The sequence below is a fragment of the Mesorhizobium sp. M0904 genome (genome assembly GCF_040319475.1).
Classification (GTDB): domain Bacteria; phylum Pseudomonadota; class Alphaproteobacteria; order Rhizobiales; family Rhizobiaceae; genus Mesorhizobium.
The window spans coordinates 179,738-196,311 of sequence record NZ_JAMYOC010000004.1 but is presented as its reverse complement, the minus strand read 5'-3'; the positions used below and the strand labels follow the sequence as shown (position 1 = coordinate 196,311).

13 protein-coding genes and 1 tRNA gene are annotated in these 16,574 nt (G+C 64.8%); 8 read left to right on the top strand and 6 right to left on the bottom strand.

Features of this window, described 5'->3' with window-relative positions:
• Window positions 1-14 precede the first annotated feature (14 nt).
• Complete coding sequence (locus NKH80_RS06560) at window positions 15-1,589, bottom strand: phytoene desaturase family protein (protein WP_352990332.1); 1,575 nt, start codon at window positions 1,587-1,589, stop codon at window positions 15-17.
• Window positions 1,590-1,706: 117 nt separating this feature from the next.
• On the opposite strand from NKH80_RS06560, the gene NKH80_RS06555 reads away from it, so the two are divergent.
• The 5 genes from NKH80_RS06555 (at window position 1,707) to NKH80_RS06535 (ending at window position 8,635) form a co-directional block, all read left to right on the top strand.
• A complete protein-coding gene (locus NKH80_RS06555) occupies window positions 1,707-2,498 on the top strand; it encodes a cyclase family protein (protein ID WP_352822559.1) in 792 nt (263 codons plus the stop codon).
• Window positions 2,499-2,804: 306 nt separating this feature from the next.
• Window positions 2,805-4,376, top strand: coding sequence for a phytoene desaturase family protein (locus NKH80_RS06550; protein ID WP_352990329.1), 1,572 nt, complete (start codon window positions 2,805-2,807; stop codon window positions 4,374-4,376).
• Window positions 4,376-4,855 (top strand): MarR family winged helix-turn-helix transcriptional regulator, encoded by a 480-nt coding sequence (locus NKH80_RS06545; RefSeq protein WP_352455076.1) that lies wholly within the window; start codon window positions 4,376-4,378, stop codon window positions 4,853-4,855. The genes NKH80_RS06550 and NKH80_RS06545 overlap by 1 nt, the downstream gene beginning before the upstream one ends.
• Before the next feature lie 44 nt (window positions 4,856-4,899).
• Complete coding sequence (locus tag NKH80_RS06540; protein WP_352990326.1) at window positions 4,900-7,053, top strand: thiamine pyrophosphate-dependent enzyme; 2,154 nt, start codon at window positions 4,900-4,902, stop codon at window positions 7,051-7,053.
• Window positions 7,046-8,635, top strand: a complete 1,590-nt coding sequence (locus NKH80_RS06535; protein WP_352990323.1) for an indolepyruvate oxidoreductase subunit beta family protein — start codon at window positions 7,046-7,048, stop codon at window positions 8,633-8,635. Before NKH80_RS06540 ends, NKH80_RS06535 begins: the two co-directional genes overlap by 8 nt.
• A 192-nt stretch (window positions 8,636-8,827) precedes the next feature.
• Here NKH80_RS06535 and NKH80_RS06530 read toward each other — a convergent pair.
• Window positions 8,828-8,903, bottom strand: a tRNA-Thr gene (locus tag NKH80_RS06530).
• A 341-nt stretch (window positions 8,904-9,244) separates the two neighbouring features.
• Between NKH80_RS06530 and NKH80_RS06525 the strand changes: the two genes are divergently transcribed.
• Entirely contained in the window at window positions 9,245-10,390 is a 1,146-nt protein-coding gene (locus tag NKH80_RS06525) for a hypothetical protein (protein WP_352990320.1), read from the top strand.
• Window positions 10,391-10,492: 102 nt separating this feature from the next.
• Here NKH80_RS06525 and NKH80_RS06520 read toward each other — a convergent pair whose 3' ends face one another.
• Window positions 10,493-12,094 carry a cisplatin damage response ATP-dependent DNA ligase gene (locus NKH80_RS06520; RefSeq protein WP_352990317.1) on the bottom strand — a complete coding sequence of 534 codons (1,602 nt, stop codon included), beginning with the start codon at window positions 12,092-12,094 and terminating at the stop codon, window positions 10,493-10,495.
• Window positions 12,095-12,323: 229 nt separating this feature from the next.
• Window positions 12,324-13,334: a ligase-associated DNA damage response exonuclease gene (locus NKH80_RS06515; protein WP_352990314.1), complete on the bottom strand. Its 1,011-nt coding sequence runs from the start codon at window positions 13,332-13,334 to the stop codon at window positions 12,324-12,326.
• A 108-nt stretch (window positions 13,335-13,442) separates the two neighbouring features.
• Here NKH80_RS06515 and NKH80_RS06510 point away from each other — a divergent pair, with 108 nt between their 5' ends.
• Both NKH80_RS06510 and NKH80_RS06505 read left to right on the top strand, forming a co-directional pair.
• Window positions 13,443-14,387, top strand: coding sequence for a class I SAM-dependent methyltransferase (locus tag NKH80_RS06510; RefSeq protein WP_352990311.1), 945 nt, complete (start codon window positions 13,443-13,445; stop codon window positions 14,385-14,387).
• A gap of 55 nt (window positions 14,388-14,442) precedes the next feature.
• Window positions 14,443-14,799, top strand: coding sequence for a hypothetical protein (locus NKH80_RS06505; protein ID WP_352990308.1), 357 nt, complete (start codon window positions 14,443-14,445; stop codon window positions 14,797-14,799).
• Window positions 14,800-14,806: 7 nt separating this feature from the next.
• On the opposite strand, the gene NKH80_RS06500 is transcribed toward NKH80_RS06505, so the two are convergent.
• Window positions 14,807-15,670, bottom strand: a complete 864-nt coding sequence (locus tag NKH80_RS06500; protein ID WP_254816209.1) for a prephenate dehydratase — start codon at window positions 15,668-15,670, stop codon at window positions 14,807-14,809.
• Between the two features lie 33 nt (window positions 15,671-15,703).
• Entirely contained in the window at window positions 15,704-16,432 is a 729-nt protein-coding gene (locus NKH80_RS06495) for a 3-deoxy-manno-octulosonate cytidylyltransferase (RefSeq protein WP_023676856.1), read from the bottom strand.
• Between the last annotated feature and the right edge of the window lie 142 nt (window positions 16,433-16,574).

Sequence of the window (16,574 nt, the reverse complement as noted above, 5' to 3'; positions counted from 1 at the left end):
ATGAAAAATGGAGCCTACCTCCCGCCAAGTTGTTGTGCGAGCATGAAGCCCGACGCCGCCCCGGTGCCGGCGCCCGGCCATGTTGCCGCCCCGGTCAGGTGCAGATTGCCGATCGGCGTGTTCCAGCCGGCGTAACCGCGCGCCGGCCGGAACAGGAAATTCTGCGCCAGATGATGGCTGCCGCAGACCTGGTCGCCGCCGACCAGGTTGGGGTTCTCGCGTTCGAGGTCGATGGGCGAGAACACGGCGCGGCCGAGGATCTTCCGGCGAAGGCCGGGCGCATAGCGCTCGATAATGTCGAGGACGCGCTCGGCGTAGCGCTCCCTAGCCTCGTCCCAGTGGGCCGGTGCGATCATGCCCGCCGCATCGCCCACAATCTCGGCCGGCAGCATGCGCACCTGCACCCAGAGCACATGCTTGCCGTCCGGCGCGCGCGACGGATCGACCGCCGTCGGCTGGCCGACGACCAGCACCGGCTCGTCCGGCAGCATGCCTGCCATCGCCTGCTGATAGGTTCGCGACATGGCGTCGAGCGACGGCGAGAGATGCACATAGGCGAACTGCCGAAGCTCGGCGCCGGCGCGCCAGTCCGGCAAATCGTCGAGTGCCAGATGGATCATCATCGTGCCCGGCGCGTGGCGGAATTTTTTCATGGCCGTGTCGAAGCCGGCGTCGCCCGATCCATTGGGCAGCAGTTTCCCGGTCAGCGCCTTGGGCGCGACACCGGCGATGACGGCCCTGGCGGCGGTGTGAGTCTCGCCGGAAGCGAGCCGCACGCCGGTCGCCTTGCCGGCCGAAACCGTGATCTCGGCGACATCAGCCCCAGTGACGATCTTGCTGCCGGCGGCCGTGAGCATGCCCGACAAAGCGCGGATGATCGTGTCGGCGCCGCCTCTGCCGAGCAGCATGCCGAAGCACTGGTTGGCCATGGATTCGAGGTAAGGGAACACCGCGCCGCCAGCGATGTCAGGCGCGAAATCGAGATGCATGCCCCAGGTGGCCAGCGTCGCCCTGACATGCGGTGACTCGAAAGTCTGCTCGAGCCACGCGCGGGGTGAGGAAAGCAGTAATCGGCCGGTATCGAGCGCGCCGCCAATACCCTTCTTGCGCCAGAGCTTCCAGGCCGTGCCGGCGAGCGCACGCCCACTCATCGGCGAGCCCAGCAGCCGCAACAAATGCTCGGCCTCCGCCGGGAATGCCGCAACCAGACGGCGCCATGTGGCTGCGTCGGTCGCGGAGAAGGCGGTCATCCGTCCAGTGGTCTTCTCCAGGTCGCTGCTGACGCCGAACCAGCGACCGTCGGGGAAGGCGCTGGCAAAACAGTCGGCCACCGGCACGAATTCCAGCCCGTGGGTTTTCAATTCATTTGCATATTTCTTGTGAAAGGCCGAGCCGGCGAACAGGCCCAGATTCATTGCACCGAAATCGTGCCGGAAGCCTGGAAGCGTGAATTCACGCGTCTGGACGGCGCCGCCGATCGTTGGATTGCGGTCGAAAACCGCTGTTTTCCAGCCTTTGAGCGCCAGATGCGCGGCGCATGCCAGACTGTTGTGGCCTGCTCCGACAAATATGGCGTCGAACTCGCTCACGCCCCGTCCCATTTCCTTTATGCTTAAAGATAATTGCAGATGCATATGTTTTCGTCTAGTAGGATATTAAGGGCCGCGAGAGCCTTCAGCACCATCGAGAAAGAGGGAACAGAGACCATGGACACACAACAACTCCTCGGCGACGTCGCCGGCCAGCTTCTTTCAGGCGCCATCCAGGTGGTCGACCTGACGGCGCCGCTCGGGCCCAACACGCCGCTGATCAAGCTGCCGCCGGAGCTGGCGGTGGACACGCCGAAGGTCGAGATCCACGCCATCTCCCACTATGACAAGAACGGTCCGTGGTGGGCCTGGAACTGGCTGAAGCTCGGCGAACACTCGGGCACGCATTTCGACGCGCCGCAGCACTGGATCACCGGCAAGGATTATCCGGACGGTGCCACCGACACCATTCCGGTTCAGAATTTCGTCGGCCCGGTCAATGTCATCGACTGCTCGAAGCAAGCCGCCGCCGATCACGACTTCCTGCTCACCGTCGACCACATCAAGGCCTGGGAAGCCGAACATGGCGCTATCAACGCGGGCGAATGGGTGGTGATGCGCACCGACTGGTACAAGCGCAACGGCTCGGAAGCCGAGTTCCTCAACGCCAATGAGACCGGACCGCACACGCCCGGACCGACGGCCGAGGCCATCCAGTATCTGATCAGCAAGGACGTCAGGGGCTGGGGCAGCGAGACGATCGGCACGGATGCTGGCAAAGCAGGGGGAATGGAGCCGCCATTCCCGGCGCACAGCCTGATGCACAAGGCCAACCGCTATGGGCTCGCCAGCCTGTGCAACCTCGACCGGCTGCCGCCGAAGGGCGCGATCCTGATCGCCGCACCGCTCAAGATCGAGCACGGCACCGGCAGCCCGATCCGCGCACTGGCGCTCGTGCCGAGACAATAGGGCAACTGGCGGTCTTCGGGAGAAGATCATGCTTGCAGGCAATATCGTGATGATGGGTAGAGAGTGGCAGCTTGGCAAGGCTGCCGCTCTACGGCGCCCCCCTCTGTCCTGCCGGACATCTCCCCCTCTAGGGGGGAGATTGGCAGTTTCGGCGCCTCGCTCATTCCTGCGACGTAGGAGAGTGGCGAAGGCCGCGGTGACAGCCGTTCTCCCGCCAAGTGAGGGAGATGTCCGGCAGGACAGAGGGGGGCGCCGTAGAGCGCCAATCTCTGCAATTGAACTCCTGCCGGTTAGGAGCAACCCTCGATGAGCGATATCGATCACGTCATCGTCGGCAGCGGCATCAACGCGCTGGTTTGCGCGGCGATGCTTGGCGGCAAGGGGGCGAAGGTGCTGGTGCTCGAGCGCAACGACCGCATCGGCGGCTGCATGCGCACCGAGGAAATCACCGCGCCCGGCTTCATCCACGACGTGATGGCGACGACCTTTGTCCTGTTCATCACCTCGCCGGCCTATGCGGCGCTGGGCAAGGATCTGGCGCGGCACGGCCTGGAGTTTTGCAACACCTCCACGCCGACCGGCGTGCTGCGCCCGGACGGCAGCCACGCCATCCTGCGCACCGATCGTATCGCCAATGTCACGGCGGCCAATGCGCTTGCCGCGGGCGACGGCGACCGGCACGCAAATGATGTCGGCGAGATCGAGCGCAATGCTGGCCTGCTGTTCGGTCTGCTCGGCGGAAGCCTGTGGTCTTACCCGACGGCAAAGCTGCTGGCGGGCGAAGCCTGGCGGCGCGGCCCGCGCGGCCTTGCCGCCTTTCTCGGCAGCGCGCTGGTGCCGGCGCGCGGTTGGTTGGAAAGCACCTACCAGTCGGAAACCATGCGCGCGCTGTGGGCGCCCTGGGTGCTGCATGCCGGCCTCGGGCCTGAGGACGCGTTCTCCGGCCAGATCGGCAAGGTCATCGCCTTCGCGCTTGAAGCGGCCGGCGCGCCGATCGTCAAGGGCGGCGCCAGGAATCTGCTGTCTGCCTTCGAAGCCCTGATCAGGGAACGTGGCGGCGAAATCCGCACCGGCGCCGACGTCGCGGCCATCGTCCAAAGCGGCGGCCGCGCCGCCGGCGTGCGGCTGGCTTCGGGCGAAACGATCAGCGTGAACAAGAGCGTCATCTGCTCGGTCACGCCGACCCAGCTCTACGAGCGGCTGCTCGGCGACGCGGCGCCGAAAGCCGACGTCGAGGCAGCGCAAAAATACCGCTATGGCAAGGGCGATTTCCAGATCCACTACGCCTTGGACAAGCCGCCGGCATGGCGCGGCGAGGGCCTGGACAAGGTCGCGCTGCTGCATCTGACACCGGGGCTCGACGGCGTCTCGAAGGCCTGCAACGAAGCCGTGCGCGGCATGCTGCCGGAGGTGCCGACCATCTGCGTCGGCCAGCCGCACGCGCTCGACCCATCGCGCTGCCCGGACGGCAAGGCGATCCTGTGGCTGCAACTGCCCGAGGCGCCACGCCATATCAAGGGCGATGCCGCCGGCAAACTGCAAACACCGGCAGACGGTCGCTGGACCGAGGCGCTGCGCGAAGCCTACGCCGACCGTGCCGAAGCGATCCTCGCCAGCCATATCGATGGGTTCAAGAACAGCGTCATCGCGCGCCGCGCCTGTTCGCCGGCTGACCTGGAAGCGATGAACATCAATCTGGTCGGCGGCGACCCCTATGGCGGTTCCTCGACCATCGACCAGTCGTTTCTGTGGCGGCCGCTCAAGACGAGCCGCAATCACGAAACCGGGGTCAGGGGTCTCTACCACATCGGCGCCTCGACCCATCCGGGTGCTGGCTTGGGCGGCGGCTCCGGCTTTCTCGTGGCGGGGAGGCTGTGATGGAACAGAAGGTTGAAAAACGCCAGCGCATCTCGACTTTGGGCCAGATCGGCCTGCAGCAGTTCGCGCCCTATCTGATGAACCGCATCATGGGCCGCTACAACGCCACGCTGCGCGACAATTTCCGCAAGCAAGGCCTGACCATTCCGCAGGTGCGCACGCTCGCCGTGTTGTCGGTCACCGATGGCGTCACCGTCAACGATCTCTCGGTCTATACCGTCATCGAGCAGTCGACCTTGAGCCGCACGCTCGACACGCTGGAGGGGCAAGGGTTTGTTCGGCGCGAGCAGGGGGTCACCGACAGCCGTATCCGCCATGTGTTCCTGACCGACGATGGCCGCGCCGAGTTCGCGCGCGCCTGGCCGGCCATGCACGATGCTTTCGAGGCAATGTTCGACGATGTCGACGATGCCGAATACGCGGCGCTGATCGCGACATTGCAGAAGATGCTGAAGAACATTCGCAAGCACGACATCTAAGCTTACGCGCCGCCGGATCCCGGCGGCAACGGAAGGAGTCCAAAATGGCCGAACGGTCTTTTGCCAAGGAAGTCGAAAAGCTCAGGCTCGGCGCCGGCGAGGAGTTTTCCGGCGAAGGCATTCTCGCCCTCACCAAGGCGCTGCTGCAATGCGGCGTCGGCTATGTCGGCGGCTATCAGGGTGCACCGATCAGCCATTTGATGGACGTGCTGGCCGACGCGCAGGATATTCTGGGCGAGCTCGGCGTGCATTTCGAGGCGAGCGCCTCGGAAGCCACCGCCACCGCCATGCTAGCGGCATCGGTGCACTATCCGATCCGCGGTGCGGCCATCTTCAAGTCGACGGTCGGCACCAATGTCGCCTCCGACGCGCTCGCCAATCTCGCTTCCGGCGGCGTCACCGGCGGTGCATTGATCATCGTCGGCGAGGATTACGGCGAAGGCTCCTCGATCATGCAGGAGCGCAGCCACGCCTTCGCCATGAAGAGCCAGGTCTGGCTGCTCGACCCGCGCCCGAACCTGCCGTCGATCGTCAAGGCGGTGGAGGACGGCTTCGAGCTGTCCGAGGTTTCCAACACGCCGGTCATGCTGCAGGTCCGGATTCGCTGCTGCCATGTCCACGGCCATTTCATCGCCAAGGACAACAAGCGCCCGGCGATGACGGTGGCCGATGCGCTCGAGGCGCCGCGCCGCGACACCGGCCGCATCGTGCTGCCGCCCGCGTCCTTCCTGCATGAGAAAGAAAAGGTGCAGAAACGCTGGCCGGCGGCGGTCGATTTCATCCGCACCAGCAAGATCAACGAGTTTTTCGGCCCGGAGCACGGCTCGGTCGGCATCGTCATGCAGGGCGGCATGTACAATTCGGTCATCCGGGCGCTGCAGCGGCTCGGCCTCGCCGACACTTATGGCAACACCGACGTGCCGCTCTATGTGCTGAACGCCGTCTACCCGCTGGTCGATGACGAATTCCTGTCCTTCTGCGAAGGCAAGGACGCCGTGCTCGTCGTCGAGGAAGGCCAGCCCAACTACATCGAACAGGCCTTTGCCGCGATGCTGCACAAGGCCGGCCGCGGCACCAAGCTCGTCGGCAAGGAACATCTGCCTATGGCCGGCGAATATACCGGCCAGGTGATGCTCGACGGCATCGGATCGTTCCTGCGCGCCACCATCCCGCATCTGCTGCCAAGCGAGGTCCGCGCGCCCAACAAGATCGGCGACGGGCTCGACACGGCCGACCTGATCAACGTCGTCCCGGGCCGGCCGCCCGGCTTCTGCGTCGGCTGCCCGGAGCGGCCGATCTTCGCCGCCACCAAGCTGGTCGAGCAGGAGCTGGGCAAGCACCACATCGCCTCCGACATCGGCTGTCATTTGTTCTCGATCATGCCGCCTTTCGAGCTCGGCGCCACCACCATGGGCTACGGGCTGGGGCCGGCCTCGGCCTCGGCGTTCAACTCGCCCGATGCCAAGCGCCGCTCGATCTCCTTCGTCGGCGACGGCGGCTTCTGGCACAACGGCCTGACGTCCTCGATCGGCAATGCCGTGTTCAACAAGAACGATGGCGTCATCGTCATCGTCGACAATTTCTATTCGGCGGCGACGGGAGGGCAGGATATCCTTTCCTCCCGCGCCGGCAACAAGACCAAGTCGACCAAGCATCCGATCACCGAGGCGGTGAAGGGCATGGGCGTCAAATGGCTGCGCCACATCGACCGCACTTACGACGTAACCAAGATGCAAGACACGCTGCGCGAGGCGCTGACGACGGACGAGAAGGGCCCGAAAGTCATTGTCGCCTCGTCCGAATGCATGCTCAACCGGCAGCGCCGCGAAAAGCCGCTGGTCGACAAGGCGATCAAGGGCGGGACACGCATCGTCAAGCCGAAATTCGGCGTCGACGAGGATATCTGCACCGGCGACCATGCCTGCATGCGGCTCTCCGGCTGCCCGTCGCTTTCGGTGAAATCGCTGGACGACCCGTTGCGTGACGATCCGGTGGCGCATATCGACCAGAGCTGTGTCGGCTGCGGCAATTGCGGCGAGGTCGCCGATGCGGCGGTGCTGTGCCCGTCCTTCTACCGCGCCGACGTGGTGCACAATCCGAGCCGCTGGGACCGTTTCCTTGAAGCCGCGCGGCGCGCCACGATCCGCCTCTTGCAGCGCCGCCGTGAAAGCCGGCGGCTGATATTTGCCGATGCTTGACGCTGTCCCATCAACCCGTTCCAAGGCCGGCGCGCTGGACGACGGGCGCGTCATAAAGCTTGCCGTGCTGGCGGTCGGCGGCCAGGGCGGCGGCGTGCTGGCCGACTGGATCACCGACGTCGCCGAGCGCAACGGCTACGTCGCCCAATCGACCTCGGTTGCGGGCGTCGCCCAGCGCACCGGCGCCACCATCTACTATGTCGAAATGTGCCGCGACACCGGCCGGCTGCCGGTTTTCGCGCTGTCGCCGTCGCAGGGCGACGTCGATATATTGATCGCCGCCGAACTGATGGAAGCCGGCCGCGCCATCATCCGCGGGTTCGTCACGCCGGAGCGCACCACGCTGATCGCCTCGTCGCACCGCATCGCAGCGGTCTCCGAGAAGATCGAACCCGGCGACGGCCGCGCATCGTCCTCGAAGGTGCATGCCACGGCTGAAGCCGCGGCCAAGCGCTTCATCGCCTTCGACATGGAGAAGATCGCCGTGGATAACGGCTCGATGATCTCGGCCAGCCTGCTCGGCGCGCTGGCCGGGTCCGATGCCTTGCCGTTCACACGCGAGAGCTATGAGCAGGCCATCGGCGCCGGCGGCCGCGGCGTCAAGGCAAGCCTCGCCGCCTTCGCCGCCGCCTACGATCGGGCGCGCGCCATCGCGAGTGCGCCTTCGGGCGACAAGACTGCACAGCCGGCGGCCGCTGAAACCCGCTCGGCCGCGGCGACAAATGTCAGCGGCCCGGAAAGCCTGTTGAAGGGCTGGCAACAACTGGCGGCGCGCGTCGCTGCTTTGCCTTTACCCGTGCACGACATGGCGCTTCGCGGCCTGAAAAAAGTCGTCGACTACCAGGACGTCGCCTATGGCGGCGAGTATCTCGACCGGCTCGACCGGGCGGTCGTCCTGGACAATGCCGACCACGACTACGTGCTGTCGATCGCCGCGGCCAAGCATCTGGCCAACGCCATGTGCTACGACGACATGATCCGCGTCGCCGATCTGAAGACACGCTCGACGCGCGACCAGCGCGTACGCCGCGAAGTCGGTGTCAAGCAAGGCTCAGTCCTGCAGGTGACCGAATATTTCCATCCACGCATCGAGGAATTCTGCGGCACGCTGCCGGCCGGGCTCGGCAGCTACATCGAGGACCGGCCGAAGCTCGCCGCCTTTCTCGACCGCCGCATCAATCGCGGCCGCCACATCCGCACCGACAGTTTCGCCGGCTTTGCCGCTTTGTGGTTCATCGGCGGCCTGCGCCGCTGGCGCCGCCGCCTGTTGCGCCACAAGGTCGAGACCGCGCATCTCGATCGCTGGTATGCGCTGGCGCTGGGCCAAGTCGGCCAGGACTACGCGCTTGGTACGGAGATCCTCAACTGCCGCCGGCTGATCAAGGGTTACAGCGACACCCACGCCCGCGCGCAGTCGAAATTCGACCGGGTGCTGTCGGCGCTCGACCTGGTCAAGGGCCGCCCGGACGCCGCCGACTGGATCCGGCGCCTGCGCGAAGCGGCGCTGAAGGACGAGAAGGGCGACATGCTCGACGGCGCGCTGAAGACCGTGGCGTCGCTGGGCGACAATCCGGTGAGGTGAGGCGCTCCTTCGACCCGGCTGCAACTCAGTCTGTCGTCCATGTCGCCTTCGACGCGGCAGTCTACGAAGGGCACCCTGGAAATCCGGACTGCCCGACGTGTCGGTTACGGACATGGATTTCGCTTATTTGGGCTTGCGTCCAAATAACTTTCTAACAGACAGGCTAAATTTGCCGGCAATTCCAAGGATAACTGGTGCCGCTTGCGTGACTCGAACACGCGACCCCATCATTACGAATGATGTGCTCTACCAACTGAGCTAAAGCGGCCCGGGAAGCCGTGCTTCCAAGATGGGCTGGGTGATAGACGCAACCGGCCGCGAATTCAAGATGGCTGCGCGAATTCAGGACGAGCAATTCGTCTCCGTCCCAGGCCGGGCGCAAGGGCAGCCGCCGCGCCGATGCGATGCCGTATCGGCAGGCCGCCCCGTCCGTCACGTCGGGGCCGTGACGGAAAAATCAGCGAAAAAGGTTGATTTCTTTACCGAAAACCGCCGAAATGAGCTTTGTATCCCTCGGCAAGGCAGAATGCAGCCGCTCGCTTGTTGATTGATTGGTCGCCTGCGGCTAACGATCATGACAATGTGAGTGGAATTGCAGAGGGAATTCGTTTGGACGCGATCGAAAAAGCGATCCGCAACGCCTTTGAGAAAGGCAATGCCGACGACCGGGCGTTTCGCGAGCGGGTCTACCGATCGGCTTTCGCGGCACTCGACCGTGCCCTGCAGGCCAATCCAAACGTCACCGTGGAAGTCGCCATCAAGCGCCGCAAGGCGGTCCAGGCGAAGATCACCGAAATCGAATCGGAATTCCTGCCGGCGGTTGCCGCCGTCGCCGCGCCGACCGACAGTTTGGAGGCAGCACCGGAGGTGGAGCCTCCGGCCGAAGCCGAGCCCGCGCCGTCGCCCGATGTCGTCGTTGACCGTCCGCCGCAGTCGCCCGAATCCGATGCGCCCCGGTCGCGCGTCCTGCCGGTCGTCCCCGACATAATGCCCGATGCGCCTGTTCCCGAGGCGCCGGTGATCGACATTGGGGCCTTGGCTCCGACCGAAGCCGAAACCGACGACGCGGAAGTGACGCCCGACCGCGACGACCGGCGGGCGAGGCGGCGGCGCCTGCCTTTGACCGCGATCTTCTTCGGCGTGACGCTGCTCGCAGCCGCCGGCATCGGCCTTTATTTCGCCAACCAGACCGGCGTCTTCAAATCGGCGACCGAGCTCGACACGGCGCCGCCAGAAGCGCCGCCAACGGTCGACGGCGATGATTTCACGCCGGACAACACCGCTTCGCCGCCAAAGCAGGGCGAGGCGGACCAGGCGCGCGACTGGATCAACGTGTTTTCGCCGGGCGACCCGACGCAGGTCAATGCACCGTCGGACGCCAAGGCCGACGTTATCCAGGACGAAAGCGGTTCCTTCCTGCGCATCCGCTCGGGTGCATCCGGTTCGGCCATCAGCTTCGACGTCGGGCAAGGCGTGCTGGAAAAACTCGCCGGCAAGCATGCCACATTCGACATCATCGCGCGCTCCGAGGAGGGCCAGGAGACGCAGATTTCCGTCGATTGCAATTTCGGCGAACTCGGCGACTGCGGCCGCAAACGCTATGCCGTCGGTCGCGAGCGCAATGAATATCTGTTCGACGTGCGCTTTCCCGACAAGCATCCGGGTGCTGCCGGCACCATCGCCATCAATTCCGACTTCGACAAGCAGGGCAAGTCGGTCGACATCTACGAAATTCGCGTCTCGGTCGTTCCGTAAAGCACGTCGCGTTCGGACCGGCCTCATGCGACGCAGTTTAGGTTCTTGTTTTGATGCATGTCGTTACCGCAAAACCGCTGCACACTTTTTGCGCGACATGCATTAACTATCGAGCAGCGCCTGCAGCGTCTCGATGCGGTCGGCTTCCGCGGCCGGCTTGTCCCAGCGCAGCCGCGAAATGCGCGGAAAGCGCATGGCGACGCCGGATTTGTGCCGCGTCGAACGGTTAAGCCCTTCGAACGCCACCTCCAGCACCAGGCCATGTCTGCGGTCGGCCCGTACCGAGCGCACCGGGCCAAAGCGCTCAATCGTATTGTCGCGAACATATTTGTCGATTTGCCTCAGTTCCTCGTCGGTGAAGCCGAAATAGGCTTTTCCCACCGGCACCAGCTCCTCCGATCCCTCCGGCCCGGACCAGACGCCGAATGTGTAGTCGGAATAGAAGCTCGAGCGTTTGCCGTGGCCGCGCTGGGCGTACATCAGCACGGCGTCGACCGTGTGCGGATCGCGCTTCCATTTGAACCACGGGCCCTTCGGCCGCCCGGCCACATAGGGCGAATCCCAGCGCTTCAGCATGACGCCTTCGATGACCGGATGCAGCGGCTTGCGGCGCAATTCCTCCAGCGCCTGCCAGTTGGTGAATTCGACCAGCGGCGACAGATCGAAGCGACTCGGATCGAGTGTCCTGACGAAGGCCTCGAGCCGGCGGCGTCGTTCGCGGAAGGGCAATCCCCGCACATCCTCGTCACCAATCTGCAGCGCATCGTAGCAGCGCATGAAGGCGGGGTATTGCTGCTGGATCTTGGGTGACACGCTCTTGCGGTTCAGCCGCTGCTGCAGGTCCGAGAACGTGCCCGTCGCCCGCCTGGGGTCACCGACCAGAAGCTCGCCGTCGAGGGCGCCTGAAAAATCCATCGCCTCGGCAAGATCCGGAAAGGCGCCGGAGACGTCGTCACCGGTGCGCGAATAGAGCCGGCGAATGCCGCCTTCGCAAACCGCCTGGACGCGGATACCGTCCCATTTCCATTCGGCCGCGTAGTCGGCCGGGTCGAGCTTTTCGAGGTCGCCGTCGCCGACGGCGTTCGACAGCATCACTGGCCTGAACAGCGCCAGCGCCGTCTTCCTGGGTTTTTCCGCCTTGCCCTCCAGCCAGGCGAACAGAGCCGCATAAGGCGGCGTCAGCCCGTGCCAGAGTTCCTCGATCTCGGCGATATCGACCTTGCCGAAATCGGCCAGCGCCTGCTTGGCGAGCCGCGCCGAGACACCGATGCGCAGGCCGCCGGTGACCAGCTTTATGATGGCAAAGCGCGCGGACGTGCTGGCGCTGTCGAGCAGCCGGGCCAGCACCTGTGGCCCGTCGGAACGGCTTGCCGCCTGCAGCTTGGCCACCACCTCGGCCAGCGTCGGCGCGTGGTTCGCAATATCGAGAGGCGATTGCGGCCAGACCAGCGACACGGTCTCGGCCAGGTCGCCGACATAGTCGTAGGAATAGCCGAACAGCACGGGATCCATGCGCTCGACCACCAGCGTGCGCAGCATTGCCGGCTTGACCGCGGCGATGGAAAGATCGCCGGTAATGGCCGCCAGCGCCAGCCCGCGATCCGGATCCTCGACGCTGCGGAAATAGTCGGTCAAAAGCGTCAGCTTGCCGTTGCGCGACGGCGTCAGCACCAGCCGGTCGAGAAGCTCGGCGAAGCGGTTCATGGGGGCGCCAAGGGGGGAAGTTTGCGATCCTTCGCGCCCCCCTCTGTCCTGCCGGACATCTCCCCCACGAGGGGGGAGATCGGATGTCGCGACTGGTTTCGCCGAACGTCGCAGGAATGAGCGCGGCGGCGAAGAAGCCAATCTCCCCCCTTGCGGGGGAGATGGCCGGCAGGCCAGAGGGGGGTGTGAAGGATCGCGGCGCCCGCGATTGGTGGTTCAACAATTGCCATCAATCGCCCTCATCCTCGTAGCCGACGAGATGCAGCGGCCTGGCGGCGATGCCTTCGAGTTCGCACCAGCGCACCAGCGCCTCCTCGCGGCCATGCGTCACCCAGATTTCTTCCGCGCCGGTCTCCTTGATCGTTGTTGTCAGCTCGTCCCAGTCGGAGTGATCGGAGATGATCAGCGGCAGCTCGACGCCGCCCTGCTTGGCGCGTTGGCGGATGCGCATCCAGCCTGAGGCGAAGCACGACATCGGATCGGGAAAACGCCGCGCCCAGCGATCGGCAAAGGCGGATGGCGGGCCGATGACGATGGCGCCGGCAAAGTCGCTTTTTTGGCCGGTCTCGACGGTCGCCGGTTCCAATGTGCCCAGATCGATGCCCTGGCTCTGGTAATATTCGCTGAGCTTGGCCAGCGCACCATGGATGTAGATCGGCTTTTCGTAGCCGGCATCACGCAGCAGCCGCATGACACGCTGCGCCTTGCCCAGCGCATAAGCGCCGACCAGATGCGTGCGCTCGGGAAACTGCTCGGTCGATTTCAGCAGCCGGGCGATCTCTTCGGAATCGGGCGGATGGTGAAACACCGGCAGGCCGAACGTCGCCTCGGTGATGAAGACGTCGCACTTGAGCGGCTCGAACGGCTCGCAGGTCGCGTCCTTCTGGCGCTTATAGTCGCCGGACGCGACGATGCATGTGCCCTGATGCGCGACCTTGATCTGCGCCGAGCCCAGAACATGGCCGGCCGGGTGAAAGCTGACGGCCACACCGCCAAGCGCAATCGTCTCGCCGAGCACGGCGGCTTGCGTCGTTCCGGCAAAACCTTCGCCGTAACGCAGCCCCATAATATCGAGCGTCTGCTGCGTCGCCATCACCGAGCGGTGGCCGGAGCGGGCATGGTCGGAATGGCCATGCGTGATCAGCGCCCGGTTGACCGACCGCACCGGGTCGATGAAGAAATCGCCGGGCGGGCAATACAGCCCTTCCGGCCGGGGATGAAGCAGGTCGCTGGCGCGCATGGCCCCAAGATAGGCGCTAATTCCGGCGCGGGAAGCCTGTTGTAAGTCACTGCTGACTCCAGCATAGAGCGCAAGCCGGCTGCAAACACCCGGCGGAACTCGATCACGATGAAACCGCTCCAGACCTCGTCCGGCGATTTGAACGCCGACCGCCGCGCCGACTATGCCGAAATGCTCTATGGATCCGGCGATCATGCTGCAGCCGCGGAATTGCTGCTCGGCGCGCTCGAACTGGCGCCGCAATGGCCAGCTGGCTGGTTCCGCCTCGGCGAGATGCAGGAAGCGGCGGGCGCGCCCGATCGTGCCGCGCAGGCCTGGACGACGGCACTGCGGCTCGACCCGGCGGACAGGCTCGGCGCGGTGCTCAAGCTGCAATTGATCGGCAGGGCAGCGGCGGCCCAGGCGCCGCCCAGCGCCTTTGTCGAGACGCTTTACGACCACTATGCCGGGAGCTTCGAGGGTGAGCTGGTCGACAGGCTCGGCTACCGTCTGCCCGAATGCCTCGACCGCGCCATCCGGGCAGCGCGGCCGGGCCGGTTTTCGCTGGCGCTCGATCTCGGCTGCGGCACCGGCCTCATGGGCCAGAAGCTGCGGCCAATCGCCGATCGGCTGGAGGGTTACGACATCTCGGCCGGCATGCTGCGGCAGGCGCGCGCCAAAGGCCTCTACGATCTGCTCGTCAAGACGGACCTGCAGGATTTTTGCTATTCTGGCCCGAAAGCCGATCTGGTGACGGCGGCCGATGTGTTCATCTATGTCGGCGCACTCGACAGAGTGGCGAACAAGATTGCCGGAATGCTCGCCGGCGGCGGTCTGTTTGCGTTCTCCGTCGAGACGCTCCCGGGCGGAGAATCGTCTGACCGCGCCGGCTTCGCCCTGCAGCCGTCGCGCCGCTACGCGCATTCGCAAGGCTATATAGAGCGGGTTCTGGATGCCGACGGCTTTTCGATCCTGTCGCTGCAGGCAACGATCATCCGGCAGGATCGCCGCGAACCGGTCGAAGGGCTGGCCGTAGTGGCAAGCTTGCTTTCCGGCAGCGTAAAATCTGGCTAAGACTTCTGCCGCTGCGCATGAGAAGCCGCAGCGGCGAAAGACAAGGAGCACGTTCATGCGCTGGAACATGACGGTCTTGGCATCTTGCCTGGCGATGGCTGGCTGCGTCGGCAATTCGATGTCCGAACGGCAGGACGAAAACGTCCAGTCCTCGCTGCTGTATGACAAGGTGCCTTGCGATCAATTGCTGGCGCAACGAAACGGCCTGGCGCAGCAATATCATCTGCCGGTGGACGCCAAGCCGTCCTTCTCCAACCCGGCGACGGGCTTTGGCCCGTTCACGGCGGATATGCGCTCAAAAGCCAAGCGCGACGCCGACCAGGCAAGCGGCAAGATCGACGCCATGAACCGGTCGATTGCCCGCCGCGAATGCGGCAAGCCGGCCAAAAAGAACAAGCTCGGCCTGACCTGACCGGATCCTAATCCGCCACCTTCCACTGCTCGCGCGAGGCGCTGGCGGGATAGACGCCGAGAATGCGCATTTCGCGCGAGAAAAAGCGCAACTCGTCGAGTGCCAGCTTCACCAGCGGATCGTCGGGATGGCCCTCTATGTCGGCGTAGAATAGCGTCGCTGTAAACGCGCCGAGCTGGTAGCTTTCCAGCTTGGTCATGTTGATGCCGTTAGTGGCAAACCCGCCCATCGCCTTGTAGAGCGCCGCCGGCACGTTTCGGACGCGGAAGATGAAGGTCGTCATCATCTTGGCGTCGGCCGAGGGACGTTCGGCCCATTGCTTGTTCTTGGTCAGCACCACGAAGCGGGTGACGTTGCTGTCGGTGTCCTCGACATTCTCCTCGATGATGTCGAGCCCGTACAGGGTCGAGGCCAGCGCCGGCGCCAGCGCGGCCATGGTGCGGTCCTTCATCGCGGCGACCATCTTGGCGGCGCCCGCGGTGTCGCCGGCAACCGCCGCCTTCCAACCGTTCTTGCGGATGTATTTGCGGCATTGGCCGAGCGCGTGGATGTGGCTGTGCACGGTCCTGATCTCGTCGCGCCTGACGCCCGGCAGCACCATCAGCTGGAAGTGGATCGGCAGAAAGTATTCGCCGATGATGTGCAGCTTCGATTCCGGCAAGAGGTGATGGATGTCGGCGACGCGGCCGGCAATGGTGTTCTCGATCGGGATCATGGCCAGATCGGCCTTGCCGGTCTCGACGGCGTTGAAGGCGTCCTCGAAGGTCGGGCACGGCAACGGCTCCATCGAAGGGAACATGTTGCGGCAGGCGGTGTCGGAATTGGCGCCCGGCTCGCCCTGGAAGGATATTTTGTTGGTCTTTTCAGGCATGCGCGGAGTCTCGGGAATTGGGGGAAGAATTTCTTAGTTGGAAAGGAGCGCCCTGGCGCGTTCGAGATCGTCCGGCGTATCGACGCCAAGCGGCACCGACTGCACGATCTCCGCATCGATGCGCATGCCAGCCTCCAGCGCCCGCAACTGCTCCAGCCGCTCGCGGCGCTCCAGCGGCGACGGCCTTAGCGCAACGAAGCGTTCGAGTGCGGCGCGGCGATAGGCATAGAGGCCGATATGATGGTAGAGCGGGCCTTCGCCCCAAGGGGCGGTGGCGCGGGTGAAATAGAGCGCCCTGAGCCGCGTCGTCGAGAGTGGCGAGCCGACCAGCTTGACGACGTTCGGATTGGTCTTTTCCTCATCGCGGACGATCTCGACGCAGAGCGTGGCGATATCCACCGCCGCGTTCTCGAAAGGCTTCAGCGCGGCACCGATAACAAGGGGGTCGATGGTCGGCAGATCGCCCTGCACATTGACGATGGTCTCGACGCTGTTGCCAGGGTCGAGAATGGTCAGCGCTTCAAAGATGCGGTCGGAGCCGGTTTCGTGGTCCGCCCGCGTCATCACCGCCTCGAAACCATGCGCGCGCACCGCCTCCGCAACGCCTTGCGTATCGGTAGCGACGACCACCCGGCCGAGCCCCGCCTCGGCAGCACGGCGGGCGACGTGGACGATCATCGGAGTGCCGGCAATGTCGGCCAGCGGTTTGCCCGGCAGGCGGGTCGAGGCCATGCGGGCCGGGATCAGGATGAGCGTGGACATGAGGCGGGCAGAGGCTCGAAAAAGAGGGGGACAAAAGTGGCAAAAGGTCTCACTGGCAGCGCCCTTATAGGTGTTGCAACGCCGGAGCAAAAGACCTAGTTTCCGCGCGATTTGACCGCCTCGCAGGGTGGTTCACGATACC

Coding starts and splice junctions, on each gene's coding strand:
- NKH80_RS06550 (WP_352990329.1), top strand. CDS start 2,805: ATGAGCGATATCGATCACGTCATCGTCGGCAGCGGCATCAACGCGCTG.
- NKH80_RS06535 (WP_352990323.1), top strand. CDS start 7,046: ATGCTTGACGCTGTCCCATCAACCCGTTCCAAGGCCGGCGCGCTGGAC.
- NKH80_RS06545 (WP_352455076.1), top strand. CDS start 4,376: ATGGAACAGAAGGTTGAAAAACGCCAGCGCATCTCGACTTTGGGCCAG.
- NKH80_RS06505 (WP_352990308.1), top strand. CDS start 14,443: ATGCGCTGGAACATGACGGTCTTGGCATCTTGCCTGGCGATGGCTGGC.
- NKH80_RS06500 (WP_254816209.1), bottom strand. CDS start 15,670: ATGCCTGAAAAGACCAACAAAATATCCTTCCAGGGCGAGCCGGGCGCC.
- NKH80_RS06510 (WP_352990311.1), top strand. CDS start 13,443: ATGAAACCGCTCCAGACCTCGTCCGGCGATTTGAACGCCGACCGCCGC.
- NKH80_RS06495 (WP_023676856.1), bottom strand. CDS start 16,432: ATGTCCACGCTCATCCTGATCCCGGCCCGCATGGCCTCGACCCGCCTG.
- NKH80_RS06555 (WP_352822559.1), top strand. CDS start 1,707: ATGGACACACAACAACTCCTCGGCGACGTCGCCGGCCAGCTTCTTTCA.
- NKH80_RS06515 (WP_352990314.1), bottom strand. CDS start 13,334: ATGCGCGCCAGCGACCTGCTTCATCCCCGGCCGGAAGGGCTGTATTGC.
- NKH80_RS06520 (WP_352990317.1), bottom strand. CDS start 12,094: ATGAACCGCTTCGCCGAGCTTCTCGACCGGCTGGTGCTGACGCCGTCG.
- NKH80_RS06540 (WP_352990326.1), top strand. CDS start 4,900: ATGGCCGAACGGTCTTTTGCCAAGGAAGTCGAAAAGCTCAGGCTCGGC.